The organism is Demequina lignilytica, from assembly GCF_030418375.1.
In the GTDB taxonomy this organism is placed as follows: domain Bacteria; phylum Actinomycetota; class Actinomycetes; order Actinomycetales; family Demequinaceae; genus Demequina; species Demequina lignilytica.
This window is the reverse complement of sequence record NZ_JAUHPZ010000002.1, coordinates 387,916-414,896: the sequence shown is the minus strand read 5'-3', so window position 1 is coordinate 414,896 and position 26,981 is coordinate 387,916. Positions and strand designations below refer to the sequence as shown.

The 26,981-nt window shown below is 72.0% G+C and carries 24 protein-coding genes; 4 read left to right on the top strand and 20 right to left on the bottom strand.

The genetic code is table 11. From position 1 onward, the window contains the following. Window positions 1-72: 72 nt before the first annotated feature. Entirely contained in the window at window positions 73-2,103 is a 2,031-nt protein-coding gene (locus QQX13_RS05535; RefSeq protein WP_301152734.1) for a beta-galactosidase, read from the bottom strand. 379 nt (window positions 2,104-2,482) lie between these two features. Between QQX13_RS05535 and QQX13_RS05530 the strand changes: the two genes are divergently transcribed. Together QQX13_RS05530 and glgB are read left to right on the top strand one after the other, a co-directional pair. Further along, entirely contained in the window at window positions 2,483-4,480 is a 1,998-nt protein-coding gene (locus QQX13_RS05530) for an alpha-1,4-glucan--maltose-1-phosphate maltosyltransferase (protein ID WP_301121706.1), read from the top strand. 55 nt (window positions 4,481-4,535) lie between these two features. Then, entirely contained in the window at window positions 4,536-6,701 is a 2,166-nt protein-coding gene (gene glgB / locus QQX13_RS05525; RefSeq protein ID WP_301121708.1) for a 1,4-alpha-glucan branching protein GlgB, read from the top strand. 129 nt (window positions 6,702-6,830) lie between these two features. Here the strand turns inward: glgB and QQX13_RS05520 are convergent, their stop codons facing one another. The 3 genes from QQX13_RS05520 to QQX13_RS05510 are packed head-to-tail and all read right to left on the bottom strand — an operon-like array spanning window position 6,831 to window position 9,624. Further along, window positions 6,831-7,709: a co-chaperone YbbN gene (locus tag QQX13_RS05520; RefSeq protein WP_301152732.1), complete on the bottom strand. Its 879-nt coding sequence runs from the start codon at window positions 7,707-7,709 to the stop codon at window positions 6,831-6,833. 8 nt (window positions 7,710-7,717) lie between these two features. Further along, entirely contained in the window at window positions 7,718-8,695 is a 978-nt protein-coding gene (locus QQX13_RS05515) for a DUF8094 domain-containing protein (RefSeq protein WP_301121712.1), read from the bottom strand. Next, complete coding sequence (locus QQX13_RS05510; RefSeq protein ID WP_301152731.1) at window positions 8,692-9,624, bottom strand: hypothetical protein; 933 nt, start codon at window positions 9,622-9,624, stop codon at window positions 8,692-8,694. The genes QQX13_RS05515 and QQX13_RS05510 overlap by 4 nt, the downstream gene beginning before the upstream one ends. Before the next feature lie 148 nt (window positions 9,625-9,772). Here QQX13_RS05510 and QQX13_RS05505 point away from each other — a divergent pair, with 148 nt between their 5' ends. Next, window positions 9,773-12,790 carry a hypothetical protein gene (locus QQX13_RS05505; protein ID WP_301121716.1) on the top strand — a complete coding sequence of 1,006 codons (3,018 nt, stop codon included), beginning with the start codon at window positions 9,773-9,775 and terminating at the stop codon, window positions 12,788-12,790. Further along, window positions 12,787-13,203 (top strand): hypothetical protein, encoded by a 417-nt coding sequence (locus QQX13_RS05500; protein WP_301121718.1) that lies wholly within the window; start codon window positions 12,787-12,789, stop codon window positions 13,201-13,203. Before QQX13_RS05505 ends, QQX13_RS05500 begins: the two co-directional genes overlap by 4 nt. A 172-nt stretch (window positions 13,204-13,375) precedes the next feature. Here the strand turns inward: QQX13_RS05500 and QQX13_RS05495 are convergent, their stop codons facing one another. The 16 genes from QQX13_RS05495 to QQX13_RS05420 form a co-directional block, all read right to left on the bottom strand. After that, a complete protein-coding gene (locus QQX13_RS05495; protein ID WP_301121720.1) occupies window positions 13,376-14,134 on the bottom strand; it encodes an alpha/beta fold hydrolase in 759 nt (252 codons plus the stop codon). Window positions 14,135-14,162: 28 nt separating this feature from the next. Further along, the gene (locus tag QQX13_RS05490) at window positions 14,163-14,927 is read right to left on the bottom strand and encodes an alpha/beta hydrolase (RefSeq protein ID WP_301121846.1); all 765 of its coding nucleotides are present in this window, start codon (window positions 14,925-14,927) and stop codon (window positions 14,163-14,165) included. A 10-nt stretch (window positions 14,928-14,937) separates the two neighbouring features. After that, window positions 14,938-15,246, bottom strand: a complete 309-nt coding sequence (locus tag QQX13_RS05485; protein WP_301121722.1) for an Rv1322 family protein — start codon at window positions 15,244-15,246, stop codon at window positions 14,938-14,940. Between the two features lie 30 nt (window positions 15,247-15,276). Beyond that, a complete protein-coding gene (locus QQX13_RS05480) occupies window positions 15,277-16,740 on the bottom strand; it encodes a glycoside hydrolase family 1 protein (RefSeq protein ID WP_301121724.1) in 1,464 nt (487 codons plus the stop codon). Window positions 16,741-16,976: 236 nt separating this feature from the next. Further along, window positions 16,977-17,672 carry an endonuclease NucS gene (nucS, locus tag QQX13_RS05475; RefSeq protein WP_301121726.1) on the bottom strand — a complete coding sequence of 232 codons (696 nt, stop codon included), beginning with the start codon at window positions 17,670-17,672 and terminating at the stop codon, window positions 16,977-16,979. Between the two features lies 1 nt (window position 17,673). Then, complete coding sequence (locus tag QQX13_RS05470) at window positions 17,674-17,970, bottom strand: F0F1 ATP synthase subunit epsilon (protein ID WP_301121728.1); 297 nt, start codon at window positions 17,968-17,970, stop codon at window positions 17,674-17,676. A gap of 2 nt (window positions 17,971-17,972) precedes the next feature. After that, the gene (atpD, locus tag QQX13_RS05465; protein ID WP_301121730.1) at window positions 17,973-19,451 is read right to left on the bottom strand and encodes a F0F1 ATP synthase subunit beta; all 1,479 of its coding nucleotides are present in this window, start codon (window positions 19,449-19,451) and stop codon (window positions 17,973-17,975) included. A gap of 17 nt (window positions 19,452-19,468) precedes the next feature. Further along, entirely contained in the window at window positions 19,469-20,365 is an 897-nt protein-coding gene (locus QQX13_RS05460; protein WP_301121732.1) for a F0F1 ATP synthase subunit gamma, read from the bottom strand. Between the two features lie 3 nt (window positions 20,366-20,368). Further along, window positions 20,369-22,000, bottom strand: coding sequence for a F0F1 ATP synthase subunit alpha (gene atpA, locus QQX13_RS05455; protein ID WP_301121734.1), 1,632 nt, complete (start codon window positions 21,998-22,000; stop codon window positions 20,369-20,371). Between the two features lie 48 nt (window positions 22,001-22,048). Continuing rightward, a complete protein-coding gene (locus QQX13_RS05450; RefSeq protein ID WP_301121736.1) occupies window positions 22,049-22,861 on the bottom strand; it encodes a F0F1 ATP synthase subunit delta in 813 nt (270 codons plus the stop codon). Between the two features lie 3 nt (window positions 22,862-22,864). Continuing rightward, window positions 22,865-23,428: a F0F1 ATP synthase subunit B gene (locus QQX13_RS05445; RefSeq protein WP_301121738.1), complete on the bottom strand. Its 564-nt coding sequence runs from the start codon at window positions 23,426-23,428 to the stop codon at window positions 22,865-22,867. Continuing rightward, window positions 23,428-23,658 (bottom strand): ATP synthase F0 subunit C, encoded by a 231-nt coding sequence (locus QQX13_RS05440; protein WP_062312262.1) that lies wholly within the window; start codon window positions 23,656-23,658, stop codon window positions 23,428-23,430. Before QQX13_RS05440 ends, QQX13_RS05445 begins: the two co-directional genes overlap by 1 nt. Before the next feature lie 68 nt (window positions 23,659-23,726). Next, window positions 23,727-24,578, bottom strand: coding sequence for a F0F1 ATP synthase subunit A (gene atpB / locus QQX13_RS05435; protein WP_436968558.1), 852 nt, complete (start codon window positions 24,576-24,578; stop codon window positions 23,727-23,729). 86 nt (window positions 24,579-24,664) lie between these two features. Beyond that, window positions 24,665-25,072 (bottom strand): Cg1360 family ATP-synthase-associated protein, encoded by a 408-nt coding sequence (locus QQX13_RS05430; protein WP_301121741.1) that lies wholly within the window; start codon window positions 25,070-25,072, stop codon window positions 24,665-24,667. Next, window positions 25,069-26,322, bottom strand: a complete 1,254-nt coding sequence (locus QQX13_RS05425) for an MraY family glycosyltransferase (RefSeq protein WP_301121743.1) — start codon at window positions 26,320-26,322, stop codon at window positions 25,069-25,071. The genes QQX13_RS05430 and QQX13_RS05425 overlap by 4 nt, the downstream gene beginning before the upstream one ends. Further along, window positions 26,319-26,972 (bottom strand): L-threonylcarbamoyladenylate synthase, encoded by a 654-nt coding sequence (locus QQX13_RS05420; protein ID WP_301121745.1) that lies wholly within the window; start codon window positions 26,970-26,972, stop codon window positions 26,319-26,321. The genes QQX13_RS05425 and QQX13_RS05420 overlap by 4 nt, the downstream gene beginning before the upstream one ends. Window positions 26,973-26,981: the final 9 nt, after the last annotated feature.

Here is a 26,981-nt window from a genome sequence, read left to right as displayed (position 1 = left end):
GTGTAAGCGCTTGCAGAGCCGTCGAGGTCACAAACGCGACATCTGCGGATCACGATTTGGAAACCTTTGTCCTCATGCCCCCGTTCCCTCGGACGCGCGCACGACCCGGACCACGGCGACGCCGCCCCCCGGAACCGTGAACCCGTCGTCCGATCCGTCCCCCGTGAGCAGGTCGACGCCCGCCACCGGCAGCCGCGCCTCCTCGTCGGCGTGGTTCGCGGCGACCACGAAGTCCGCGTCCGGTCCGCGCCGCGTGACCACCTCGAGCGTCTCGGGTGCGCCGTCGAGCACGATGCCGGCGTCCCGGTACGCGCCGCTGAAGACCGTGCGGAGCGCGTCGACACCGAGCCGCGTGGCCACGTACCAGCCGGCCCCGGAGCCGTGCGCGTGGCGCGTCACCGCGGGCATCCCGGCGCCCGGCCCGCTCGCATTGGTGGCGAGCACCTCCGCGCCGTGCACCTGGACGTCCTCCTGCCACACATCGGACCCCACGACGGGACCGTCGTCGCCCCACACCACGGTGGCCGTCTCGCCCTCGCGCAGCGGGAGGAACTCCTCGACCGTCACTCCCAGCGCGTCCCGCAGCGGGGCGAGGAACCCGCCCGCGTGGACCGCATCGTGCTCGTCCACGATGCCGGAGAAGAAGTTGACCACCAGCGTCCCGCCCGACTCCACGTAGCGGGTCAGGTTCGCCGCCGCGGCCTCGGTCAGCAGGTAGGAGGCCGGCGCCACCACCATGCGGTAGCGCGAGAGGTCGTGCTCGGGGTGGGCGAAGTCGACGGTGACGTTGTCGCGCCACAGGCGCTCGTAGAACGCGCGCATGCGCTCACGGAACTGGACGTCGTCCGACGGGCGCCACTCCAGGTCCTGCGCCCACAGGGACTCCCAGTCGTAGAGCATCGCGACGTCGGCGACGGTCTCGGAGCCCTGCACCTCGGCGAGGTCCTTCAGGTGGCCGCCGAGCTCGACCACCTCGCGGAACACCCGCGACCGCGGACCCGCGTGGGGCAGCATCGCCGAGTGGAACTTCTCCGCGCCCGACCGGGACGCGCGCCACTGGAAGAACATGATCGCGTCGGCGCCGCGACCGAGGTGCGTGAGCGCGTTCCGGCGCATCTCGCCGGGCCGCTTCGCGGTGTTCCGCCCCTGCCAGTTCACGGCCGAGGTCGAGTGCTCCATGAGCATCCACGGCTTCCCGCCCGCGACCGAGCGGGTCAGGTCCGCGGACAGCGCGAGCCCGACGTGGGCGTCCGGGTCGGGCGACCACAGGTAGTGGTCGTCGGCGACCACGTCGACCTCCTGCGCCCACTTCCAGAGATCCGTGTTCCACGACTGGTGCGCCATGAAGTTGGTGGTGACCGGCTGCGAGGCGTGCGCGCGGATCGCGTCGCGCTCGAGGCGGAAGCACTCGCGCAGCTGGTCGTCGGTGAAGCGCGCCCAGTCGAGCTTCATCGCGGGGTTCGCGATCGACGGCGTCGCGGCGGGCGCCACGACGTGCTCCCACTCCGCGTAGCGCTGGCCCCAGAACGCCGTGCCCCAGGCCGCGTTCAGCGCGTCGAGCGCCCCGTAGCGCCGCTGCAGCCACGCCTGCCACGAGGCGACCGCGCGGGGAGAGAAGTCCTCGGCGACCGGCACGCCGTACTCGTTGTGGACGTGCCACATCACCACCGCCGGGTGATCCGCGTAGCGCTCGGCCAGCGCGGTCGCGACGCGCACGATCGCCTCCCGGTACTCGGGCGAGGCGTGCGAGGCCATCCCGCGTGACCCGAAGCCCATCACGGTGCCGTCCTTGTCCACGACGCGGGCCTGCGGGTAGCGATGGAAGAACCATGCGGGCGGGGAGACGCTCGGCGTGCCCAGGTCCGCGGCGATGCCGTTCGCGTGCAGCAGGTCGAGCAGGTCGTCCATCCAGCCGAAGTCGAACTCGCCCTCGCTGGTCTCGAGCATCGCCCAGGAGAAGATCCCGACCGAGACCAGGGTCACCCCGGCCTCGCGCATCAGCGCCATGTCCTCGTCCCACGTCTCGCGGGGCCACTGCTCGGGGTTGTAGTCGCCGCCGTAGACGAGACCGTCGATACGGGGCCACCCCGCTGCTGCCGTCATGCTGCTCCTTCGGGCTCGCATCCGAGCCGCGTCCGCGGTCTCGCCGTCGAGCCCACGCGTCGGGAGGCGCTCCGCACGCCCCCACCACTTCACTGGGACCGTTCACAGTCTCACACAGGACGCGAGCCGCAGGCAAACCGGAGATCCGCTCGTGACCCATTCGTATCCGAGCGTTATCAATCTGTGACCGCACACAGCGCGGGCCTCCTGAGCTCCCCCGTGGACGCCGGTCCACCACGCGACCTCGCCCGCCCCCGTCGGCCGGACCGCGCGACGCCGACGGGCCCGTGCGGCGCATCGTCGCGACCCGTGCGACCGCGCCGTCCCGCGGGTGCGGGGCGGGTACCCACCCGCGCATGTTTACGAGTAGGTTCGGACCATGGACCCCTCTCCCGAGACGTCTGTCGGCCGCATCCCGATCGTGGGGGTGAGCCCGGCGTTGGAGGAAGGGCGCTGGCCCGCCCGCGCGGTGGTCGGCGAGGCCGTGCCGATCACCGCCACGATCTTCCGGGAGGGGCACGACTCCGAGGGCGCCACCGTGGTGATCACCCGGCCCGACGGCCGCCGCGAGCGCCTGCCGATGCCGCTCGACGACTGGGGGACGAGCACCTACCGGGCGCCATGGATCCCGCGGCGGGAGGGCCTCCACACGTTCCGCGTCGAGGCGTGGTCCGACCCGGTCGCCACCTGGGCCCACGCGGCCGAGGTGAAGATCCACGCGGGGGTCGACGTCCAGCTGATGCTCGACGAGGGCGTCAACGTCCTCACCCGCGCGCTCACCGAGGTCCGCCGCGCGCCCGCGAAGCAGGCGGTCCTGCAGTCCGCGATCGACGCGCTGCGGGACGGCTCCGTCAACCCCGAGGCGCGCCTGCAGCCCGCGCTCTCCCCCGAGCTCAAGGCGATCCTCACCGCGGCGCCGCTGCGCGACTCGGTGTCGACGTCCCGCGAGTACCCGATCCTGATCCAGCGCGAGAAGGCGCTCGTCAGCGCGTGGTACGAGATCTTCCCCCGCTCGGAGGGGGCGCGGCGGAACAAGCGCACGGGCGAGTGGCACTCGGGCACCTTCACAACCGCCGCGAAGCGCCTGCCCGCGATCGCCGCGATGGGCTTCGACGTCGTGTACCTCACGCCGATCCACCCGATCGGCATCACCCATCGCAAGGGCCGCAACAACTCGCTCAAGGCGGAGCCGGGCGACCCGGGAAGTCCGTACGCGATCGGTGCGGCCGAGGGCGGCCACGACGCGATCCACCCCGAGCTCGGGACGATGCGCACGTTCAAGGCGTTCGTGAAGAAGGCCAGGGAGACGGGCCTCGAGGTCGCGCTCGACGTCGCGCTCCAGTGCTCGCCCGACCACCCGTGGGTGACGGAGCACCCCGAGTGGTTCACCCAGCGCCTCGACGGCACCATCGCGTACGCCGAGAACCCGCCCAAGAAGTATCAGGACATCTACCCCCTGAACTTCGACAACGACCCCGAGGGCATCTACCACGCGATCCGGGACATGCTCCAGGTCTGGATCGACGCCGGGGTGACGCTGTTCCGCGTCGACAACCCGCACACCAAGCCCCTGACGTTCTGGGAGCGGCTGCTGCGGGAGATCGCCCAGGACCACCCCGAGGTGATCTTCCTCTCCGAGGCGTTCACGCGGCCCGCGATGATGCACACGCTCGCCAAGATCGGCTTCCACCAGAGCTACACGTACTTCACGTGGCGGCAGAACGCGGCCGAGCTCGGCGAGTACCTCGAGGAGGTCTCGGGTGACGCGTCCTTCTACATGCGGCCCAACTTCTGGCCGACCACGCACGACATCCTCACCCCCGACATGCAGCACGGCGGGCCGGCGCTCTACCGCGCGCGTGCCGTGCTCGCCGCGACCGGCGCCCCCTCCTACGGCATCTACACCGGCTACGAGTTCGTGGAGAACGTGCCACGGCCGGGCGTCGAGGAGCAGATCGACAACGAGAAGTACGAGTTCAAGGCGCGTGACTGGGACGATGCGGACCGGTACGGGATCCAGACGCTGCTGACGCGGCTGAACGATGCGCGGCGTCGGCACGTCGCGCTGCGCCGCCTCCGCGGCCTCACGCTCCACCGCACCACCAACCCCGAGTTCCTGTGCTTCACCCGGCACGTCCCCGCCGAGGAGTCGCCGTCCGGCAAGGCGGACACGGTGATCGTCATCGCGAGCCTGGACCCGCATCACGTGCAGTCGGGCGTCGTCACGCTCGACATGGCGGCGCTGGGGCTCGAGGACGACGCCAGGATCGTGGTGGACGACGAGCTCACCGGCGCGACCTACACCTGGGGCCGCGACTTCTACGTCCGGCTCGACCCGGCCGTCACCATGGCCCACGTGGCCGCCGTGAGGCCATGATGAGCGCATCGTCCCTCCCCTCCCCCTCCACCCACGACCAGCAGGCGGTGACCCGATGACCAAGAAGGTGGACACGGCGGTGCTGAGCGACATCGCGCGCGGCATGCACCACGACCCTCACGCCGTGCTCGGCCCGCACCCCGGCCCGTCCGGGGTGACGGTCCGCGTGCTGCGGCCGCTCGCGGACGCGGTCGAGATCGAGACCCTCGCGGGCACCTTCCCCGCGGCGCACGAGCACGAGGGCGTGTGGACGGCGCTGGTCCCCGGCACCGACATCCCCGACTACCGCATCCACACCACGTACGGGGACCACACCGCCACGGGCGACGACCCGTACCGGTTCCTGCCCCTGCTCGGCGAGCTCGACCTCCACCTCATCCGGGAGGGACGCCACGAGCGGCTCTGGACCGTGCTGGGCGCGAACGTGCACCGCTTCGAGTCCTCGCTCGGCCAGGTCGAGGGCACGGACTTCGCCGTGTGGGCGCCCAACGCCCGCGCCGTCAGGGTCGTCGGCGAGTTCAACCACTGGCAGGGCGCCACGCACGCGATGCGCACGCTGGGGGCCTCGGGCGTGTGGGAGCTCTTCATCCCCGGGGTGGGCCCGGGCACGGCCTACAAGTTCGAGATCCTCGACCGGAACGGGCACTGGCGCCAGAAGGCCGACCCGATGGCGCGCCGCACCGAGGTGCCGCCGGCGACCGCCTCGGTCGTGGACGAGCCCGCCTACGAGTGGGGCGACGCGGCCTGGCTCGAGCACCGGGCGACGTCGCAGCCGCACCGCAGCGCGATGAGCGTGTACGAGGTCCACCTGGGCTCGTGGCGCCAGGGGCTCGGCTACCGCGAGCTTGCGGACCAGCTGGTCGACTACGTCACCGAGATGGGCTTCACGCACGTCGAGTTCCTGCCCGTCATGGAGCACCCCTTCGGCGGCTCCTGGGGCTACCAGGTCTCGGGCTACTACGCCCCGACCTCGCGCTTCGGGTCGCCCGACGACCTGCGTTTCCTGATCGACCGTCTCCACCAGGCCGGCATCGGCGTCCTGCTCGACTGGGTGCCGGGGCACTTCCCCAAGGACGAGTGGGCGCTCGGGCGCTTCGACGGCACGCCGCTGTACGAGCACCCGGACCCGCTGCGCGGGGAGCAGCCCGACTGGGGCACCTTCATCTTCGACTTCGGTCGCGCGGAGGTCCGCAACTTCCTGGTGGCCAACGCGGTGTACTGGCTGCAGGAGTTCCACGCCGACGGCCTGCGCGTCGACGCCGTCGCGTCCATGCTCTACCTGGACTACTCGCGCGAGGCCGGCCAGTGGCGGCCCAACATCCATGGCGGCCGCGAGAACCTCGACGCGATCGCGTTCCTGCAGGAGGCCAACGCGACGGCCTACCGCAACGCGCCCGGCGTGGTGATGGTCGCCGAGGAGTCGACCGCGTGGCCGGGCGTGACGGCGCCCACGAACGCCGGCGGCCTGGGCTTCGGGCTCAAGTGGAACATGGGCTGGATGAACGACACGCTGCGGTACATGGGCGAGGAGCCCGTGCACCGCTCGTACCACCACCACACCGTGACGTTCTCGCTCATGTACGCCTTCTCCGAGCACTTCATGCTGCCGCTGTCCCACGACGAGGTCGTGCACGGCAAGGGCTCGCTGGTCGACCGCTTCCCGGGCGACCACTGGCAGAAGATGGCCACCTTGCGCTCGCTGCTCGCCTACCAGTGGACCCACCCGGGCAAGCAGCTGCTCTTCATGGGGTGCGAGTTCGGCCAGTACGCCGAGTGGTCGGAGGGCCGGTCGCTCGACTGGTGGCACCTCGACGACCGCCTCCACGAGGGCGTGCGCCGCATGGTCGGGGACCTCAACCGGCTCTACCGCGAGCTCCCGCCGCTGTACGAGCGGGACTCGGACCCCGCGGGCTTCCGCTGGATCGAGGCCGATGACACCGTCCACAACGTGCTCGCCTTCCTGCGGTTCGACGATGCGGGCGAGCCGGTGGCGGTCGTGGTGAACTTCGCGGGCGTGCCGCACGAGGACTACCGGCTGTCGCTTCCGCGTGCCGGCGCCTGGGACGAGGTCTTCAACACCGACGCCGACGTCTACGGCGGCTCGGGCGTGGGCAACATGGGCCGTGTCGAGGCGGAGGCCAAGGAGCGCCACGGCTTCCCGGCGACAGCCCGCCTGCGGGTGCCGCCGCTCGGCGCGGTCATCCTCCGACCGGCGGGCTGACCCCCCGCCGGTCACGGCACCGGACGCTGCGCACGGATCTCGCGGCGACACGCCGCGAGGGCGGGGACGATGCGCGGTGCCGACCGGCGTGTCGTCCCGCGTTCCGTGCGGGCTGTCCGGGGGCGTGCCTCAGTACAGGGCGGAGGCGAGCGTCTGGCGCGCGCGCAGCACGCGCGGGTCCTGGCCCCCGACCACGTCGAAGAGCTCGAGCAGGCGCGCGCGGACCCGGTCGCGGTCGTCGCCGGCCGTGACCCTCACCACGTCGATCAGGCGCACGAAGGCGTCCTCGACCTGCCCGCCGAGCACGTCCATGTCGGCGACCGCCAGCTGCGCGTCGACGTCGTCCGGCGCCGCGGCCGCCGCGGCGCGCACCGCGCCGAGGTCCGCGGTCCGCGACCGGGCCATCAGACGGACCTGGGCACGACCGGCGCGCGCCTCCTCGTCCTTCGGGTTCTCGGTGAGCGCCTTGTCGAAGGCGGCCTCCGCGGCGGCGAGGTCGCCCCGCTCGACCGCGTCGTACGCCTCCTGGATGAGCGGCGGGAGCGGCGGCTCCTCGGGCGCCGCGGGCTGCTCTGCGGCGGCCGCTCCCCCGAGACCGGCCTGCTGCGCCACCTGCGCGACCTGGCCGACCAGCTGCTCGAGCTGCTCGGCCGTCGCCGCGCCCTGGAACAGCGGGGCGGGCCGCGCGCCGATCAGCGCGACCGCCGCAGGCACGGTGCTGATCTGGAAGGCCTGGGCGATCGCCGGCTCGGCGTCCACGTCGCACGCCGCGACGGAGATCCCGCCCTGGCTCCTGGCGAGCCGGTCCAGCTGGGTCGCGACCTGGTCGCTGGCCGGCACCCGGCTCGAGACGAACGCGATGATCACCGGCGCCTGGAGCGACTGCTCGGCCAGCGCCTGCAGACCGGCCTCGTCCACGGTGGCCAGGCCGCTCTCCTCGCGCTTGGACTGGGCCGCGAGCGCGGCAAGATCGACGGCGCCGCGGAGCGGCAGCGGGGTCTCGGACATGGTCTCCTCTACTTGGCGCTGACGGCGGTGAGCTGGTGGTCGGCCGCGACCGCGACGGGCAGCGCATCGGCGTCCGCGGGGATGCTGATCACCAGCAGGTCGGTGTACGTATGACGGACGGTGTCCTCGACGCTGCCGGAGATGAGCGACTTGTCCAGCGAGGACAGCGTCACGGTGGCGCCGTCCTCCACGGTGAAGAGCCCCTCGACGGTCACCGGTGCGAACAGCAGGGCGCCGCCGTCCGAGGTGCCGATCGCATACGTCGACTCGAGGTTCGGCTCGTAGGTCTCCTTGTAGGTGCCGCTCGCCTTCTCGGCGGTCTCACGCAGCTGCTTGCGGTTCGCGAAGATCTGGTCGCGGTAGCTGTCGTCCTCGAAGGCGTCCTTGTAGTCGGACCCGTTGCCCTTGCGCAGGTAGTCCAGGTAGCCGTGGAGCACCTCCTGCGGCTGCAGCTCCGCGTCCTGAAGGTCGACCATGGGGGCGCCGACGCTCACGCCGGGCATGGCGGGCAGGGTGGCGCCCGGGATCATGTGGGCCCAGCCGACCATCCGGTAGTCGCTCTCGACGTCCTCCTGGACCCAGAGCACCACCACGGGCGTGGTCGACTCGTCGGGCGCCTCGGTGACACCCACCATCACACGGGGCCACGTCTCGGCGTCGGTCACGTACACCGCCTGCATGTCCTCGGGGATCACATCGGGATCGCCTGCGCCGTCGACCTCCGCGATCGCGTACTCCATGGTCCGGACCGTGACCGCGTCGCCGGTGATCCGCTCACCCAGCAGCGAGGCATCCGCCGCCTCGTCCGCGGCGGCGAGCTCGGCGAAGGTCTCAGGCACGATCCTGTCGATCTGCACCTGGGTCACGGCGGACGTCTCCTGCGCGGGCACCGCGGCCACGGGCTGCGGCACCGAGGGGGTGCACGCCGCGAGCGCGAGCGCGGGTGCGACCGCGAGCGCCGCCAGGATCACGCTCCTGCGCCTCATCGTGTCACCTCCCCGTCCTCGTCGTCGTCGCCATCCGGTGCCGCCGCCTCCGGCTCCGGTGCCTCGGAGCCTCGGTCCGCATCGTCCTCGCCGTCGGCATGGACAGCGGGTTCGGCGACGTCGCCCTCGGCGACCACCGGGATCCCGCCGGTTGCCGCGAGCTCCTCGCGGCGGTGCCGCCGGCCTCCCGGACGCGCCGGGCTGGCCTGGCGCCGGGCTGCGGCCCACGACTCCCCTCGACCGCGGGCGGCGCGGATGTCGAAGATCAGCGAGCCGAGCGCGATGATGCCGATGACCGCGAGGATCGCTCCCCACCACTTGAGGGGGGCGACCCAGGCGTCGTCGATCGCGCGGGGGATGGTCAGCTGCACCGCCTCGAGCGGGGTGCCGTCGACGGACTCGATGACCAGGGTGTTGCCGACCGGCACCTGCGCGACGGGCATCTCCAGCGTGCCGGTCGCGGTCCAGTGCTGCCGCCAGATGTCCGCGACCGGCGCCTCGGAGGGCGCGGGCGAGGCGGACGGGCTGGCGGAGGGCGACGCGCCGGCGGTCGGCTCCGCCGAGGCCGAGGCCGAGGCGCTAGGAGACGGGCTCGCGGAGCTCTCCACGGGCTGTGCGTCGCGGGCCTCGACGGCGAGCTCCTCCCACACCGGCACGCCGGTGACGAACGTCACATCGCGCGTCGCGATCCAGGCCTCGGCGTCGGACGTGCGGCCCACGTACGCGGCGATCTCGCCGCTGCCCTCGACGGTGAGCTGAGCCTCGGGCGACAGCGCGAGGATGTCCGGCTCGAGCACGACGACCGAGGTATCCAGCGTGGCGCGGGGCTCCCCGACATCGGACGGGCGCACCGCATCCGCGATCAGACCGCCGATGAACAGCAGCAGCCCGAGCGCGCCGGCGATCAGCGCCGTGGTCCGCAATGTCACCTGTTCTCTCCGTTCGTCGACCTTCACTCTACGAGACATGGCACCAACGACGCCTCTCGTCGCTTTGTTCCATCGTCGGGGGTCGCACTACCCTGAGGGCGAGTGCGTGACCGTGTCGGCGTCACCGCCGACGCAATCGAGGAGAGCCATGGCTGAAGAGAACCTGCCGTTCCCTGTGACGATGCGGGGGTACGACCGTGAGGCCGTCGCCGCCCACATCTCGCGGCTGGAGGAGTCGGTCAAGGAGGCGACCACCGCCGCCGAGACCGCGCGGCGGGAGACCCAGCAGGCGCGTTCCTCGCTGGAGGACAGCCAGCGCGCCCTGCGGGAGGCGGAGCAGCCCACCTACAAGGGCCTCGGTGCCCGCGTCGAGCAGCTCCTGCGCTCCGCGGAGGAGCAGTCGTCGGATGTGGTCGCCCGGGCGACCACCCACGCGCAGGACACCGTCGCGCGCGCCAACGTGGCGGCCCAGCAGCTGCGCGCCCGTGCGGACAACGAGGTCGCGGAGATCCTCGCCCAGAGCCGCCGTGAGGCCGACGAGATCAAGACCCAGGCCGAGCACGCCGCCGGCGCGGTCAAGGAGGCCGCGGAGCGCCAGGCCGCCGAGTCGATCGAGAAGGCGGAGCGCGAGGCCCACCGCCTGCGGTCGGGCGCCGAGGCCGAGGCAGCGGAGGTCCGCGCCACCGGCGAGCGCGAGGCCCACGCGCTGCGCGCCTCCGTCGAGCGGGAGACCACGGAGCTGCGCGTCACCGCGCAGCGCGACGCGGCCGACCTGGTCGACTCGGCCCGCACCGACTCCGAGCAGAAGCTCGCCGCGGCGCACCAGGAGTCCTCGCGTCTCCGCGACGAGGCCGCCAGCTTCCTCGCGGCCGCGCATGCCGAGGCCGACGAGCTCACCGAGGCCACGCGGCTCGAGACGGAGCGCCTGAAGGCCGACGCCGCCCGCGTCAGAGCCGAGGCTCGCGACGCCGCCGCCGCGCTGAAGCAGGAGGCCGACGCCGACGCCACCCGCCTGCTCGACGAGGCGCAGCGCGAGGCAGCCAACGCCCGCGCGATCGCCGAGGCTGAGGCCTCCGACATGCGCATCTCCGCCGAGGCGGACGCCGCGACCCTGCGCAACGACGCCGCCGCCGCGCTGGCGCAGGCCGACGACGACGCACGGGAGGCGCGTGAGCGCGCCGAGGCCGACGGCGCCGAGCTGCGCAAGCGCGCCGAGGAGGAGGCCGCCCAGCTGCGCGCCCTCGCCGAGCGCGAGACGGCGCACCAGCGCCGCGAGGCGGACGCCTACGCCGCCGAGCTGCGCCACACCACCGAGCAGGAGGTGGCGGAGCTCCGGCACCAGGCCGACCGCGACATCGCCGACCAGCGCGGGACGGCCGAGCGCGAGATCGCCGCGGCCCGCACCGCCGCGCAGACCGAGGCCGTCGAGCTCCGGGAGAGCGCCGAGTCCTACGCCGCGCAGCTCCGCCAGGAGACCGAGGCCGTGGTCGCGCAGCAGCGCCAGGACACCGACGGCTGGGCCGTCGCGCTGCGCCGCTCCACCGAGGCGTGGGCGACGCAGCTGCGCGCCGAGACCGAGGAGACCACCGCCGAGGAGCGTCGCGCCGCCGCCGCCTACGCGACCGAGACGCAGGACGCCGCCGACGCCTACGCCGCCGAGACGCGCGGCACCGCCGACCAGGACGCCGCCGCCCTGCGCGAGGAGACCGAGGCGTGGGCCGCGCAGCTGCGCGGGGCCGCCCAGGCCTTCGACGGTGAGACCCGCGCCGCGGCGGACGCCTACGCAGGTGAGACCCGCGCCGCGGCGGACGCCTACGCCGCCGAGACGCGCGGCACCGCCGACGCCGAGACCGGCCAGCTGCGCAAGGACACCGAGGCGTGGATCGCCGCGACCCGCGGCGAGGCGGAGGCCTACGCCGCCGACACCCGTCGCGATGCGGATGCCTACGCGGCCACGCAGCAGCGCGAGGCGGACGCCTACGCGGCCGACGAGCGCCGGGAGGCGGACGCCTACGCCGTGAAGGAGCGCCAGGCCGCCGAGGGCTACGCCGCGGACCAGCACCGCGAGGCCGACGCCTACGCCGCCCAGCAGCGCCGCGAGGCCGACGCCTACGCCGCCCAGCAGCGCCGCGACGCCGACACCTACGCGACCCAGACCCGCGAGGCCGCGGACGAGGAGGTCGAGGCGCTGCACGAGAGCGTGGACGCCGAGATCGCCGCGTTCCGCGCGGCCGCGCAGACCGAGGCCGACGACCTCCGTGCGCAGGCGGAGGCCCACCAGAAGGACACCCGCCGCGCCGCGGCGGACCTGCGCCGTGCCGCCGAGGAGGAGGCCGCCGCGCTCAAGGCGGCCAGCACCACCGAGGCGCTGCAGCTGCGTCAGACCGCGGAGAGCGAGACCGCCGACCTGCGGGCCGCCGTCAAGGCCGAGCTCGCGGAGCTCCGGTCGGCCTCCGAGGCGGAGGCGGCACGCCTCAACCGCGAGGCCGAGTCCGCTCACGCGAAGACGCTCAAGGAGACCTCCGACCTGCGCGCCTCGACGGAGCGGGACGCGAAGGACCTCCTGGCCGACGCCCAGTCCGAGGCCACCGCGCTGCGCGAGGAGGCCCAGGCGGAGACCACGGCGCTGCGCGAGGAGGCCCAGGCCGACGCCGAGGCCGCCCGCGAGGAGGCGCGTCGCGCCCGCGAGGACCTCGAGCTCGAGGTGGCGAACGCCCGCGAGAGCGCCGAGCAGGAGCTGACCCGCCGGCACGAGGAGGCCAAGGCCGAGACCGCCGCGATGGTGGCCGACGCCAAGCGCCGCACCGCCGAGGCCGAGGAGCGTCTCAGCGCCACGCTCGCCCGCGCCGAGCAGGTGCGCCGCGAGGCCGAGGCGCACTCGCAGACGCTGCTCACCAACGCGCGCAACAACGCGGACGAGATCGTGTCCGAGGCCCGCGAGCACGCCGAGGCGATCATCTCCGAGGCCGTCACCGACGCCGAGCGCGAGCGGACCATGGCGCAGCGCGAGGTGGACGAGCTCAACCGCCAGCGCGAGTCGATCACCACCTACCTCGACGACCTGCGCGGCCTCCTCACGAACGACCCGGTGGGCAACCTCGCCAAGGCCAGCCGTCTCGCGGCCCAGGCCGAGGCCGAGGTGGGCGCCGACGCGGGCGACCGGTGAGCGACGCCGACGACCGGGACGCGCGGCTGCGGATGGCCGACGCGCTCGAGCGTCGGCGTCAGCACGAGGCCCGCGAGGCGGGCGCCCTGGTCGCGAGGTTCGCGGAGCAGGCGGTCGAGGCCGGGATCCCGGCCGAGCGCCTCACGGCGCGCGCGTACAGCGGCTCCACCCGCTTCCGTACCCAGGTCGAGGGCTGGTACCTCAAGCGGGACCGGTCGGTCGCGGTGGGCACCGATGGCCTGTTCTACGTGCTCGCGGCCCACGGCGGACTGGCGGAGCGGTTCCGGGGCGTGACGCTGAGCGCGTCCGACGCGCCCCTCGAGCTCGGACGGGGGGCCAGGGACGGCGAGTCGATGCCGCTGGCCGAGGCCCTCGCCGCGCGGCTCGAGGCCGGCGCGGCCTGGCCGGGCTGAGCCGGATCCCCTGACGCGGGCCGCACGCCCGGACGTGTGAAGCGGGGGCCGCCTCACACCCCCCTCAGGGTGAGGTGACCCCCGCGGATTCCATGGTCGCACCATGGCACCCGGCGCACCACGCCAGGGCGGGAGAATTTACACATTCTTCACATCGGGGGCGTTCGGCCGCTCAGACGGAGTCGAGGAGCCCCGTGACCAGGTCGGCGACGGGACCGGGCGCCTCGAGCGCGCACAGGTGGCCCACACCGCCGAGCACGACCGGGTCGACGCCGAGCGCGTCGGCCATCACGGCCGCCTCCGCGGGACCGGCGATCCCGTCGTTCTCCCCGACCGCGACGAACGCGGGCACGTCGAGCGCGCGCAGCACCTCGGTGCGGTCGGGGCGCGCGGCCATGGCCCGCTGCCCCCAGGCGATCCCGTCGCCCTCGTGCAGAGCGATGTTCGCCGCGACCGTGGCCACCAGCGCCTCACGCCCGTCGCCCTGCGTCCCGACGAGCCCCTCGGCGGCGCCGCGCGGGTCCGGATGGCCAGGCGCGCCGTCGACCTTCTCGGCGATCGCCAGGCGACCGGCGCGGGCCTCGTCGGTGTCGGCCGTCGACCGCGTGCCCAGCAGCCCGAGGCCCGCGACCGCCTCGGGGTGGCGCTCCGCGACGGCCATCGCGATGTAGCCGCCCATCGAGCAGCCGACCCACACCGCGGCCGGATGCCCGGTCACCTCGCGCATCGCGAGCACCGCGGCGTCCGCGATGAGCTCGACCGAGGGCTCCTCGTCGGGCAGCGGCATGTCGCCGATCCCGGGCACGTCGAAGGTGATGATGTCGCCGGGGACCCGGCCCGCGAGCGCGTCCACCAGGGGGTCCCACTGCGAGCGGTCCACGGGGAACGCGTTGAGCAGGACCAGGGGCGTGCCATCGGGAACGATGCTCACAGGCGTCTCCTTCGGGTGCGGCCTGGTCTCATTCCACCATGGACGCGGGCACCGCGACGGGCAGCGGCGCGCGGTCGGGCGCGACGCGTCCGACGATCACGTCGAGCACCTCGCGCACGAACCTCTCCCCCACCCACAGGTGCTTCGCCTCGGGCACGTCGATCAGCTCGAGCTGCGTGAGCCGCGCGAACCGCTCCCTCGCCTCGGCGGGCTGGAGGAAGTCGTCGTGCTCGGGCACGAGCGCGGTCACGGGCTTGCCGGACTCCGCCCAGCGCTCGAGATCCGCATCCGTGGCGCGGTGCAGCGGCGGCGACAGCAGGATCGCCCCCTCGACGTCGAGGTCGGCGCCGTGCATGAGGGTCAGCTCCGTTCCGAAGCTCCAGCCGACCAGCCACCGGTGCGGCAGACCCCGCGCGACGGCGAAGTCGACGGCGGCGCGCACGTCCGCCGCCTCCGTGACGCCCTCGCCGAACTCGCCCTCGGACGTGCCGCGCGGCGACGACGTGCCGCGAGTGTTGAAGCGGAGCACCGCCACGCCCGCCAGCGCAGGCAGCCGCCACGCGGCCTTGCGGTACACGTGGGAGTCCATGAAGCCGCCGTGGGTGGGCAGCGGATGCAGCGTGATGAGCGTCGCCGTCACCGGCCCGTCTGCCGGCAGGGCGAGCTCGCCGACCAGGCGCAGCCCGTCCTCGGTGACCAGCTCGATGTCCTCCCGGTCGGCCCGCAGCACGCTCATCGAGCGCAGCTCGACCGGCTCGTCTCCCGCCGTTTCCTGCATCGTCGCCTCCCGCATCGTCCCGTCCTCAGCCACGCGCCCTCCCGAACGAGCTCCAGCATCCCGTGTGCCAGTGGCGGCGGGCCTCCGCCGCCGCCTCCGCGCCCATGATGCCCTCGACCGCCCACGCGACCACGTGCGGGGTCTCGCCGTCGATCTCGCCCTGGCAGCCCGGGCACACGAAGCTCCGGTCGGTCGGGCGCGGCACCGCGACGTAGTAGTCCTCACCGCCGGGCCCGCGCTCGATCCGTGCGCGGTTGCCCCACACCCGGTCGACGTCGAGCTCCTGGTGCGGCTGTCCGTACGGGCGCTTGTTCGAGCGACGTCCGGACGGCATGCGCCCCAGTCTAGGCGGGCTCGGTCGGGGTCAGAACGTCCGCGGCGGCGTCTCGGCGGCGGCCTCGCCCGCCTCGAGAGGGACGATGCCCCGGGCCCGGATGGCCTCCCGGTACCAGTACGCGGTGTCCTTCCAGGTGCGGACCTGGGTGTCGTAGTCGACGTGGACGATCCCGAAGCGCTTGGCATAGCCCTGCGCCCATTCGAAGTTGTCCATCAGGCTCCACGCCATGTAGCCGCGCACGTCGGCGCCCTCGTCGATCGCGTCCAGCACCGCCTGCAGGTGGGCACGGAGGTAGCGCGTGCGGTCGCGGTCGCGGATGCGGCCGTCGCCGTCGCCGTCGACCTGGTCGTCCCAGGCGCTGCCGTTCTCGGTGACGTAGATCGGGAGGCCCGCCTCACGCTGGAGACGCAGGAGCTGCGCGGTGAGCGCGCCGGGGTCGATGTTCCAGCCCATGGCCGTCAGCTCGCCGGGAGGGCGCATGAACTCGATCTCCTCGTCGCCCGGCCACGGCGAGCTGCTGCCCGCCTTGTGGCCGTCCGCGAGGGTGGCGACGTCCGAGGTCGCGGCGCCCTTGGCGGGGTTGTGGCGCACCACGTGCGACGCGTAGTAGTTGAGGCCGAACCAGTCGACCGCGCCCCGCATCTCCTCCAGGTCGCCGTCGTGCACGAACGACCAGTCCGTCAGGTGCGCGGTGTTGGGCCGCAGCACCTCGGGGTAGGTGCCGTCGAGGAACGGCTGGTGGAACATCCCGTTGGCGAGCGCGTCGATGTGCGCGGAGGCGGCCCGGTCCGCCGGGTTCGACGGGTCCCAGGGCCGCGGCGTGTGGGAGTTGTTGACGATCCCCACCTGCAGATCGGGCCGCGTCTCCTTGATCGCCCGGTAGGCGCGGGCGTGCGAGAGCAGCAGGTGATGCGCGGCGGTGAGGCCCTCCTCGTCGTCGACGCGTCCCGGCGCGTGCGACCCGGTGGCGTAGCCGACGAACGAGCTCACCCACGGCTCGTTGAAGGTCGCCCAGTGCGTCACCAGGTCGCCGAGCTCCTCGACCATCCGCGTCGCGTAGACGACGAACGCGTCGATCGTGTCGCGGCTGAGCCAGCCGCCCGAGTCCTCGAGCGCCTGCGGGAGGTCCCAGTGGTACAGGGTCACCATCGGGGTGATGCCGCGCTCGACCAGGCGCTCGACCAGGCGGCGGTAGAACGCGATGCCCTCGGGGTTGAACGCGCCGGTGCCGGCCGGCTGCACGCGCGGCCAGGCGATGGAGAAGCGGTACGCCTCGAGCCCGAGCTCGACCATCATCTCGACGTCGCTCTCCCACCGGTGGTAGTGGTCGCAGGCCACGTCGCCGGTGTCACCGCCCGTGATGGTGCCGGGCGTGCGGGTGAAGGTGTCCCAGATCGATGCGCCGCGACCGCCCTCGGCGACCGCGCCCTCGATCTGGTACGCGGCGGTGGCGGAGCCGAGCAGGAAGCCCGCGGGGAAGGTCGACGTCATGCCGGAATCCTAGCCGAAACGATTCGAGTCGGGCCCCCTCCCCGGCTCTCCCCGTCGCGCTCGCCCTCCCCCACGCCCACCGCCGAACAGTGCGCACGGAATGCGTCCCGGTTTCCCGGCGTGTCGCGGCGCGACATCGGCCGACACACCGCAGATCCGGGACCGACTCCGTGCGGAGTGTCCCGCGGGGGGAGGGAGGGGGGACGATGCGGGCGCCGGGCTGGGCCGGGGCGGCGTCAGAAGAGGCGTGTGGTGGGGTCCTCGGCGCCGCGCATGGCCTCGTAGTCGAGCACGACGCAGCGGATGCCGCGGTCCTCCGCGAGCACGCGTGCCTGCGGCTTGATCTCCTGCGCGGCGAACACGCCCTGCACGGGCGCGAGCAGCGGGTCGCGGTTCATCAGCTCGAGGTACCGGGTGAGCTGCTCCACGCCGTCGATCTCGCCGCGGCGCTTGATCTCCACCGCGACGGACGCGCCGCTGGAGTCGCGCGCGAGGATGTCGACCGGTCCGATCGCGGTCATGTACTCGCGACGGATCAGCGTGTGGCCGTCACCCAGCAGGGCGATCTGCTCCGCGAGCAGCTCCTGGAGGTGCGCCTCGACGCCGTCCTTGATCAGGCCCGGATCGCTGCCGAGCTCGTGCTCGGTGTCCGACAGGACCTCGTGGAGCTCGATCTCGAGCCGGTCGTCGGTCTTGTCGTGCTGGACCACCCACAGCTCGACCACGCCGCGCTCGGCCGCCGTCTCGTCGACGACGGCCGTGCGAAGCGTGCAGGGCGGGCTCATCCAGTTGAGCGGCTTGTACGAGCCGCCGTCGGAGTGCAGCAGCACCGAGCCGTCTGCCTTGACCATGATGGCCCGGGTCGCGAGCGGCAGGTGCGCCGCGAGCCTGCCGGAGTAGCGGGCCGCGCAGCGCGCGATCACCACCCGCATGTCAGGCCGCGTCGGGCGCCGGGGTCTCCTCGGCCGCCTTCTTGACGTGCGGCTCGACGATGATCGTGATGACGTCGCGGTCGAAGGACAGGAATCCGGAGTCGATGGCGAACTCGGCGTCGCCGTCCGCGCCGCCGCGCACCCGCACGGTGCCGCCCTTGAGGACGGACAGCACCGGCTCGTGCCCGGTGAGGAGGCCGATCTCGCCCTCCACGGTCGGCGCGACGACGCGCTCCGCCGTCCCCGACCAGAGCACCTGGTCGGGGGCGACGACGTCGACGGTCAGGGAACCGGCCATGATCAGCCGATCTCCTTCTGGATGCGCGCCCAGTTGCGCTCGAGGTCCTCGAGGCCACCGATGTTGAAGAACGCCTGCTCCGAGATGTGGTCGTACGCGCCGTTGACCAGGCCGGAGAACGCCTCGACGGTCTCCGACAGCGGCACGGTCGAGCCCTCGACGCCGGTGAACTGGGTCGCCATGTACGTGTTCTGGGAGAGGAACTGCTGGATCTTGCGCGCGCGGGCGACGATGATCTTGTCCTCCTCCGAGAGCTCGTCCACACCGAGGATCGCGATGATGTCCTGCAGCTCCTTGTTGCGCTGGAGGATCGACTTCACGGCGTTCGCGGTCTCGTAGTGGTCGCGGCCCACGTAGCGCGGGTCGAGGATGCGCGAGGTCGACGCCAGCGGGTCCACCGCGGGGTAGAGACCGCGCGACGCGATCTCACGGGACAGCTCGGTGGTCGCGTCGAGGTGCGCGAACGTGGTGGCCGGCGCCGGGTCGGTGTAGTCGTCCGCGGGGACGTAGATCGCCTGCAGCGAGGTGATCGAGTGACCACGCGTCGAGGTGATGCGCTCCTGGAGCTGGCCCATCTCGTCCGCGAGGTTGGGCTGGTAGCCCACCGCGGAGGGCATGCGGCCGAGCAGCGTCGACACCTCGGAGCCCGCCTGCGTGAAGCGGAAGATGTTGTCGATGAACAGCAGCACGTCCTGCTTCTGCACGTCGCGGAAGTACTCCGCCATGGTCAGCGCGGACAGCGCGACGCGGAGACGCGTGCCCGGCGGCTCGTCCATCTGGCCGAACACCAGGGCGGTCTGCTTGATGACGCCGGAGTCGGTCATCTCCTCGATGAGGTCGTTGCCCTCACGGGTGCGCTCGCCCACGCCCGCGAACACCGACACACCGTTGTGGTTGTTGGCGACGCGGTAGATCATCTCCTGGATGAGGACGGTCTTGCCGACGCCCGCACCGCCGAAGAGGCCGATCTTTCCACCCTGCACGTAGGGGGTGAGGAGGTCGATGACCTTGATGCCGGTCTCGAACATCTGGGTCTTCGACTCGAGCTGGTCGAAGGCCGGGGGCTTGCGGTGGATCGGCCAGGTCTCGGTGACCTCGATCGTCTCGCCCTCCTTGGCGTTCAGCACCTCACCGGTCACGTTGAACACGTGGCCCTTGGTGACGTCGCCGACGGGGACGGAGATGGGGGCGCCGGTGTCCGTGACGGTGGCGCCGCGCACCAGGCCGTCGGTCGGCTTCAGGGCGATCGCGCGGATCATGTTGTCGCCCAGGTGCTGCGCGACCTCGAGCGTCATGTGGAGCACGCCCTCGTCCTCGCCCTGCGAGCTGAGGTCGATGTCGACCGTGAGCGCGTTGTAGATGTCGGGGATCGCGTCGGCCGGGAACTCGATGTCGACGACCGGGCCGACGACGCGCGCGACGCGGCCGACGACGGGCGCGTCCGCGGCCTTGGCCGGGGAGGTCTCTGCGGTGGTGGTCATGGATCTCTCGCTTCCGGTCACGAGGCCGCGAGCGCATCGGCGCCCGAGACGATCTCGCTGATTTCCTGGGTGATCTCTGCCTGGCGCGCCTGGTTGGCGAGCCGGGTGTAGTTACGGATGATGTCCTCGGCGTTCGAGGTGGCGGTGTTCATCGCGCGCTGACGGTTCGCGAGCTCCGAGGCCGCGCAGTGCAGCAGGCTGCCGTAGATGCGCGACTCGATGTACGGCGTCAGGAGCGAGTCCAGCACCTGCTCCGGGGTCGGCTCGAAGTCGTACAGCGGCTCGATCTCCCCCGCCTCGGTCTCCTCGACGCCCTCGACGAGCTCCAGCGGCAGGAGGCGGAGCACCATCGCCTGCTGGGTCACCATCGAGACGAACCGGGTGCCGACCAGGTAGATCTCGTCGACACCGCCGTCCTCCTTCGAGGCCATGAAGCGGGCGAAGAGGGCCTTGGCCATCTCCTGCGCCGTCTCGCGGCTCGGGGCGTCGGAGCCGCCGGTCCACTGGCCGGCGAGCTCGCGACGACGGAACGCGAAGTACGACACGGCACGACGGCCGGAGGCGAACTGCACGACCTCCTTGCCGTCCGCCATCAGGCGGCCGCGCAGACGCTCCGACTCACGGATGACGTTCGCCGAGTAGGCGCCCGCCATGCCGCGGTCGGCGCTGATCACCAGCACCGCCGCGCGTCCCGTGTCGGTGCGGGCCGTCGTCAGCGGGTGGTCGACCGTCGAGTGGGCGGCCACCGCGCTGATCATGCGGGTGATGGCGCGCGTGTACGGCGTCGCCTTGTCCACACGGAGACGGGCCTTGCCGATGCGCGAGGCCGCGATGAGCTCCATCGCGCGGAAGATCTTCTTGAGCGAGCTGGTCGCCCTGATCCTCTGGCGATAGACGCGCTGCTGTCCGGCCATCGGCTACTTCTTCTCCGTGACGATCTGCTCCTGCTCGACCGCGACCTCGGCGCCGTCGTCCACCGTGGAGCTCGTGGTGAGCGCGGTGTCCTCGGACTCGAGGAACGTCGAGACGTAGTCGTCGACGTGCTTCTCGAGCGCCGCCTCGTTCTCCTTCGAGAGGAGGCCCGTCGACGCGATGTCGCTCAGGATCGAGGTGTTGCGGCCCAGGTGGTCGAGCAGCTCGCGCTCGAAGCGGAGCACGTCGCCCAGGGCGATCTTGTCGAGCTTGCCCTTGGTGCCGGCCCAGATCGACACGACCTGCTCCTCCACCGGGTACGGCGAGTACTGGGGCTGCTTGAGCAGCTCCATCAGGCGGGCGCCGCGGGTCAGCTGCTGACGCGAGGCCGCGTCCAGGTCGGACGCGAACATCGCGAACGCCTCGAGCGAGCGGTACTGCGCGAGGTCGATCTTCAGCGTTCCGGAGACCGACTTCATCGCCTTCACCTGCGCCGAGCCGCCGACGCGGGACACCGAGATGCCGACGTCGATCGCGGGACGCTGGTTCGCGTTGAACAGGTCGGACTGCAGGAAGATCTGGCCGTCCGTGATGGAGATGACGTTGGTCGGGATGTACGCCGACACGTCGTTCGCCTTGGTCTCGATGACCGGGAGGCCGGTCATCGAGCCCGCGCCCATCTCGTCCGACAGCTTCGCGCAGCGCTCGAGCAGACGGCTGTGCAGGTAGAACACGTCGCCGGGGTACGCCTCGCGGCCCGGCGGGCGGCGCAGCAGCAGCGACACGGCGCGGTAGGCCTCGGCCTGCTTCGACAGGTCGTCGAAGATGATCAGCACGTGCTTGCCGTCGTACATCCAGTGCTGGCCGATGGCCGAGCCGGTGTAGGGCGCGAGGTACTTGAAGCCGGCCGGGTCGGACGCGGGGGCCGCGACGATGGTCGTGTACTCGAGCGCGCCGGCCTCCTCGAGGGCACCGCGCACGGAGGCGATGGTCGAGCCCTTCTGGCCGATGGCGACGTAGATGCAGCGCACCTGCTTGGTCGGGTCACCGGTCTCCCAGTTCGCCTTCTGGTTGATGATCGTGTCGATCGCGATCGCGGTCTTGCCGGTCTGGCGGTCGCCGATGATCAGCTGGCGCTGGCCGCGGCCGATCGGGATCATCGCGTCGATCGCCTTGAGGCCGGTCTGCAGCGGCTCGTGGACCGACTTGCGCGCCATGACGCCCGGAGCCTGGAGCTCCAGCGCGCGGCGGCCCTCGGTCGCGATCTCGCCCAGACCGTCGATCGCGTTGCCCAGCGGGTCCACCACGCGGCCGAGGTAGCCGTCGCCGACGGCGACCGAGAGCACCTCGCCGGTGCGCTGGACCGTCTGGCCCTCCTCGATGCCGGTGAACTCGCCCAGCACGACGACGCCGATCTCGCGGACGTCGAGGTTGAGCGCGAGGCCGAGCGTGCCGTCCTCGAACCGCAGCAGCTCGTTGGCCATGCAGCCCGGCAGCCCCTCGACCTGCGCGATGCCGTCGGCCGCGAGCGTCACGCGGCCGACCTCGTCGACCACGGCGCCCTTCGGCTCGTAGGACTTCACGTAGCTGTCGAGTGCAGCCCGGATCTCGTCGGGGCTGATCGTCAACTCTGCCATGCCATCTCTCCTGTCAGTGCCGCTCGCGCGGTCTTCGGTGCGTCGGGGCTAGCCGACAAGTCGTCGTCGTGCTTCGTCGAGCCGGGCGAGGACGGTGCCGTCCACGACCTCGGACCCGACCTGGACTCGGATGCCGCCCAGGACCTCGGGGTCCACGGCGACGTTGATCGTGACCTCGCGGCCGTACGCCTCGCTCAGGATCGACGCGAGCCGGGCGCGCTGCTTGGCGCTGAGCTCGACCGCGGCGTCCACCTTGGCGACCAGGCGCTCCCGGTGCGTGGCCGCCGACTCGAGGAGGCCGTCGATGGCCACCAGGAGGCGGTTGCCGCGCGGCGTTCCCACGACCCGGCGCAGCAGCGCCTCCGTGGTCGGCAGGAGCTTGCCGCCGAGCACGCCGGAGAGGAGCGCCAGGCGCGTCTCCTTGGTGGCGGACCGGTTGCCCAGCGCCGTGAGGAGCTCACGGTTCGCGACCAGCTCGCGCTGGACGCGGAAGAGCTCCTCCTCGACCTGGTCGAGCGTGCCCTGCTCGAGCGAGTACGCGAAGATCGCGCGCTCGCCCGCATCGTCGATGGCCTCGGCGAGGTCGGCCTCGTCCGACCAGCGCGCCTGCACGAACGCCACGAGGACGTCGCGCACCCGCGCATCGAAGGAGGAGAACAGTCGCGCCACCAGCGCGGCCTTGTCCCCTGCCGGACGTGCCGGATCGGTCAGCGCACGGCGGAGCGAGCCCGACGCGTCGAGCGCGTCGACCGCGGTGAACAGCTGGTCGGCGATGACGAGCCCGTCAGCACCGCTCGCGGTCACCACCGGCTCGAACTCGCGCAGCACGGCGTCTCGCGACGCCTGGCTCGTTCCACGCATGGCCTATCCCTTCGCCTTGACCGTCGACTCGAGGTCGTCGAGGAACGAGTCGATCACGCGCTGCTGACGCGCGTCGTCGGCGAGCGACTCGCCCACGATCCGCGACGCCAGCTCCGTGGCGAGCGAGCCCACCTCGGACCGCAACGAGATGACCGCCTGCGTGCGCTCCGCCTCGATCTGGCGCTGGGCCGTCTCGACGATGCGCTCCGCGTCCGTGCCGCCGCGCTTGCGCGCCTCGGACAGGATCTGGGCGGCCTCGACGCGCGCGTCCTCGCGGATGCGCGCGGCCTCGGCACGGGCGGCGGTGAGCTGGGCGGTGTACTCCTCGAGCGCGGCCGCAGCCTCCGCCTGAGCGATCTCCGCCTTCTCGATGCCGCCCTGGATCAGCTCCGCACGCTCGTCGAGCACCTTCTGCAGCTTGGGCAGCAGGAGCTTCACGAACACCACGACGATGATCGTGAAGATGACGAACGACCACAGCAGGTCGTAGGGCGCGGGCAGGATCACGTTGCCCTCGGCCTCCGTCGCGTGCTCCTCCGCCGCTGCGAGCAGCGTCTGGGCGATCATCACGTGAAGAGGAAGCCGGTGATCAGGCCGAGCAGCGCGAGCACCTCGACGAACGCCACACCGATGAACATGGTGGTGCGGAGCTGGCCCGAGACCTCAGGCTGGCGCGCCATGCCCTCGATGGTCTTGCCGATCAGGATGCCGAGGCCGATGCCCGGGCCCACGGCGGCGAGACCATAGCCGATGGTCGCGACGTTGCCGGAGACCTCCGCGAGAGTGGTGGTGTCCACTGTGTGTTTCCTTCCGTTGGTGCGCCGCCGTGGTGGCGGAGCAAGCTTTCTACCTGGTGGTGGGTGGATCAGTGCTCGTCGGCGAGCGCCATGTTGAGGTACACGGACGAGAGCATGGTGAAGACGTACGCCTGCAGGAGCGCGACGAAGATCTCGAACAGCACGAACGCGAAGCCGGCCGCGAAGGTGACCGCGCCCATCGCCTTCATCGCGCCGGCGGCGGCGAAGAAGAAGTACTGGGTGGCGGCGAAGCAGAGCACCAGCAGCAGGTGGCCGGCGATCATGTTCGCCGCGAGTCGCAGGGCGAGCGTCGCCGGGCGGAGGATGAACACCTGCAGGAACTCGATCGGCGTCAGCAGGATGTAGATCGGCTTCGGCACGCCCGGGGGGAACAGGTTGTTCTTGAGGTACCCGCCGAGGCCGTGCTTCTTGATGCCGTGGCCCAGGTAGAGCACGTACACCCACAGCGCCATGAACAGCGGCAGGCCGATCAGCGACGTTCCCGCGATGTTGAGGAACGGGATCACGCCCGTGATGTTGAAGAACACGATCGCGAAGAAGAGCGTGGTGAGGAACGGCAGGAACTTCTTGCCCTCGTCGCCCATGACCGGGGTCACGATCTGCTTGTCGACGAACTCGAGGCCCATCTCCAGCGCGCCCTGCATCCGGCCGGGGACCACCTTCGCCCGCGAGGCCACGATCCAGAAGATCGCCAGCAGCACGACGGCCGCGATGACGCGCACCAGCATGATGCGGTTGAACTCGAAGAGGGTGCCCTCCCAGAGGATGGCCGGCGGGAAGAACTCCGCGATCGACGGTGCGTGGAAGCCGTCCGAGGTGAAGAGCTGCTGCCAGTAGCTCAGCGACTCGTCAGAGCCCGCGGCCTCCGCATTGACGACCGCTGCCAGTAGGTTGCCCACGAAGTCTCCTGTGCCATGACGCTTGGAGGCCGCGACAGAGTCGAGGCCCCGTTGACTGCCGAAATCCTAACGTATTTCGCGCGGGACTAAGTACCCGGATCGACGTACGGCACCCGTGCATGGCGCAGCGCGTGAATCTCGATCGCGAGGGTCGCTACCAGGCACGTTATTGTGACAACCGCAAATATTGGCCTGTTGAAACCGTCGATTCCCTGGAGTACCAGGAGCGCGACGATGAGGATCAGCATCTTGCCCAGGAAGGCGAAGAGCACGATCCCCGCGAGCGCCTGCGGCGAGCGCGTGTGGCCGACCAGCATCGCGACCTGCGTCGAGATCGCGCCGAGCGCCGCGACGGCCGCGCCGACCACGGCCGCGACCGCTCCCGACACCCCGTCGATCGCGGCGCCGACCGCCGCCCCGACCGCCGCTAGGGCGACCAGCGCGATCGTGCTGTTCCGGATGGCCCGGCGGTACAGCGCGGACTCGGCGCTCATGTCTCCTCCTTGCGCGCGGACGCGACCGCGGCGTCGTCCTCATCCCCCGCATCGTCCGGGCCGGCGTCGACCGCGCGCGTGCGCGCCCGCTGCTCCCGTCCCTCGGGGGTCGCGCGCTGGAGCGCGAACATCAGATGGCCCATCCGCCGCCACTGGCGCGAGAAGACCCGCGCGAGCCGGGGGGACGAGGTGATCGCGGCCGCGACGGCGACCCCGATCAGGGTCAGCAGCAGCGCTCCGCGCAGCCGCAGGAACATCACGGAGACGGTGCCCAGCGACAGCACCGCGGTCCACATCCACAGCACCGCGACGGCCCACCGGTGCGAGTGGCCGTGGCGCAGGAGCCGGTGGTGGAGATGGTGCTTGTCGGGCGAGAACGGAGACTTGCCCTTCGCCGTGCGCCGCACCACCGCCAGCGCCATGTCCACCAGGGGGACGGCGATCACCACCAGCGGCAGAAGGATCGGGATGAACGCGGGGATGCGCTCGCGCTCGGAGATGATCTGCGGGTCGATCTGCCCGGTCACGGTGATCGCGGCTGCGGCGAGCACCAGCCCAAGCACCATCGATCCCGAGTCCCCCATGAAGATGCGCGCCGGGTGGACGTTGTGCGGCAGGAAGCCCAGGCAGGCGCCCACGAGCACGGCCACCACGATGGTCGCCACGGACGAGTAGTCGCCCGGTGACGACGAGCGCGCCAGCAGGTACGAGTAGGTGAAGAACGCGAGGCCGCCGATCGCGATGGTCCCCGCGGCGAGGCCGTCGAGCCCGTCCACGAAGTTGACGGCGTTCATCGCGACCACCACCACGAGCACGGTGGCGATCAGCGAGACGTAGGAGCTGCCGATGGTGACGCCCGCGATCGGCACCGTCACCAGCTGGACCCCTCCCCACGCGAGCACCAGGCCCGCGAGGATCTGCCCGGCGAGCTTGGCCATCCAGTCCAGGTCGAGGATGTCGTCGAGCATCCCGAGGGCGCAGACGATGCCGGCCGCGCCGAGCACGGCCCACGGGACGCGACTGCTCTCGTAGACGGGGCTGAGGAACGGGATCGCGCTGGCCACGATCCCCGCGACGAGGATGCCCAGGTATATCGCGATGCCCCCGAGCCGCGGGATCGGCGTGGTGTGGACGTCCCGGGCACGCACCGCGGTGATCGCGCCGACGCGGAAGGCGAGGTGCCGCATCGCGGGGGTGGACACGTAGGTGACCAGGGCCGCGATGGCCATCAGGGTCAGGTAGACCTTCACCCGTCGTCACCGGGGGTCAGCGCCTCGGCCCCCACCAGCTCCTCGATACGCTCGCGGGTGACGCCTCCGTCCCGGACGATGCGGAGGGTCTCCCCGGTGGCGTCGACGATGGTCGAGGCGACGCCCAGCGGGCTGTCGCCCGCGTCGAGGTAGACGGCGACCGCCTCGCCGAGCTGTGTCTCGGCGTCCGCGGCGGTGGTCGCGGCGGGCTCGCCCGTGCGGTTCGCGCTGGTGACGGCGAGCGGCCCGGTGCGGGACAGCAGGGCGCGGGCGGCAGGGTGGTCGGGGACCCGGAGCGCCACGGTGCCGCCCGTGTCTCCGAGGTCCCAGGCCAGGGACGGCTGGGCGTGCACGATCACCGTGAGCGCGCCCGGCCAGCAGGCCTCCATCAGCGTCCGCGCCGACTGCGGCACGTCGCGGGCGAGCCCGTCGACGGTGCGGACGTCGGGGATGAGCACGGGAGGCGGCATCTGGCGGCCGCGGCCCTTCGCCGCCAGCACGGCCGCGACGGCGTCCGGCTGGAAGGCGTCGGCGCCGACGCCGTAGACCGTGTCGGTCGGCAGGACGATGACGGCGCCCCGGGCGACCGCGTCGACCGCGGCGTCGAGCGACGGCCCCCACGCCGAGGGGTCATGGCACGGCAGGATCACGCTGCAAGT

Excerpts from the sequence above, each read along its gene's own strand:
- QQX13_RS05535 (WP_301152734.1), bottom strand. The coding sequence starts at position 2,103 with ATGACGGCAGCAGCGGGGTGGCCCCGTATCGACGGTCTCGTCTACGGC.
- QQX13_RS05530 (WP_301121706.1), top strand. The coding sequence starts at position 2,483 with ATGGACCCCTCTCCCGAGACGTCTGTCGGCCGCATCCCGATCGTGGGG.
- glgB (WP_301121708.1), top strand. The coding sequence starts at position 4,536 with ATGACCAAGAAGGTGGACACGGCGGTGCTGAGCGACATCGCGCGCGGC.
- QQX13_RS05520 (WP_301152732.1), bottom strand. The coding sequence starts at position 7,709 with ATGTCCGAGACCCCGCTGCCGCTCCGCGGCGCCGTCGATCTTGCCGCG.
- QQX13_RS05515 (WP_301121712.1), bottom strand. The coding sequence starts at position 8,695 with ATGAGGCGCAGGAGCGTGATCCTGGCGGCGCTCGCGGTCGCACCCGCG.
- QQX13_RS05505 (WP_301121716.1), top strand. The coding sequence starts at position 9,773 with ATGGCTGAAGAGAACCTGCCGTTCCCTGTGACGATGCGGGGGTACGAC.
- QQX13_RS05490 (WP_301121846.1), bottom strand. The coding sequence starts at position 14,927 with ATGCGGGAGGCGACGATGCAGGAAACGGCGGGAGACGAGCCGGTCGAG.
- QQX13_RS05485 (WP_301121722.1), bottom strand. The coding sequence starts at position 15,246 with ATGCCGTCCGGACGTCGCTCGAACAAGCGCCCGTACGGACAGCCGCAC.
- QQX13_RS05480 (WP_301121724.1), bottom strand. The coding sequence starts at position 16,740 with ATGACGTCGACCTTCCCCGCGGGCTTCCTGCTCGGCTCCGCCACCGCC.
- nucS (WP_301121726.1), bottom strand. The coding sequence starts at position 17,672 with ATGCGGGTGGTGATCGCGCGCTGCGCGGCCCGCTACTCCGGCAGGCTC.
- QQX13_RS05470 (WP_301121728.1), bottom strand. The coding sequence starts at position 17,970 with ATGGCCGGTTCCCTGACCGTCGACGTCGTCGCCCCCGACCAGGTGCTC.
- atpD (WP_301121730.1), bottom strand. The coding sequence starts at position 19,451 with ATGACCACCACCGCAGAGACCTCCCCGGCCAAGGCCGCGGACGCGCCC.
- QQX13_RS05460 (WP_301121732.1), bottom strand. The coding sequence starts at position 20,365 with ATGGCCGGACAGCAGCGCGTCTATCGCCAGAGGATCAGGGCGACCAGC.
- atpA (WP_301121734.1), bottom strand. The coding sequence starts at position 22,000 with ATGGCAGAGTTGACGATCAGCCCCGACGAGATCCGGGCTGCACTCGAC.
- QQX13_RS05450 (WP_301121736.1), bottom strand. The coding sequence starts at position 22,861 with ATGCGTGGAACGAGCCAGGCGTCGCGAGACGCCGTGCTGCGCGAGTTC.
- QQX13_RS05445 (WP_301121738.1), bottom strand. The coding sequence starts at position 23,428 with ATGATCGCCCAGACGCTGCTCGCAGCGGCGGAGGAGCACGCGACGGAG.
- QQX13_RS05430 (WP_301121741.1), bottom strand. The coding sequence starts at position 25,072 with ATGAGCGCCGAGTCCGCGCTGTACCGCCGGGCCATCCGGAACAGCACG.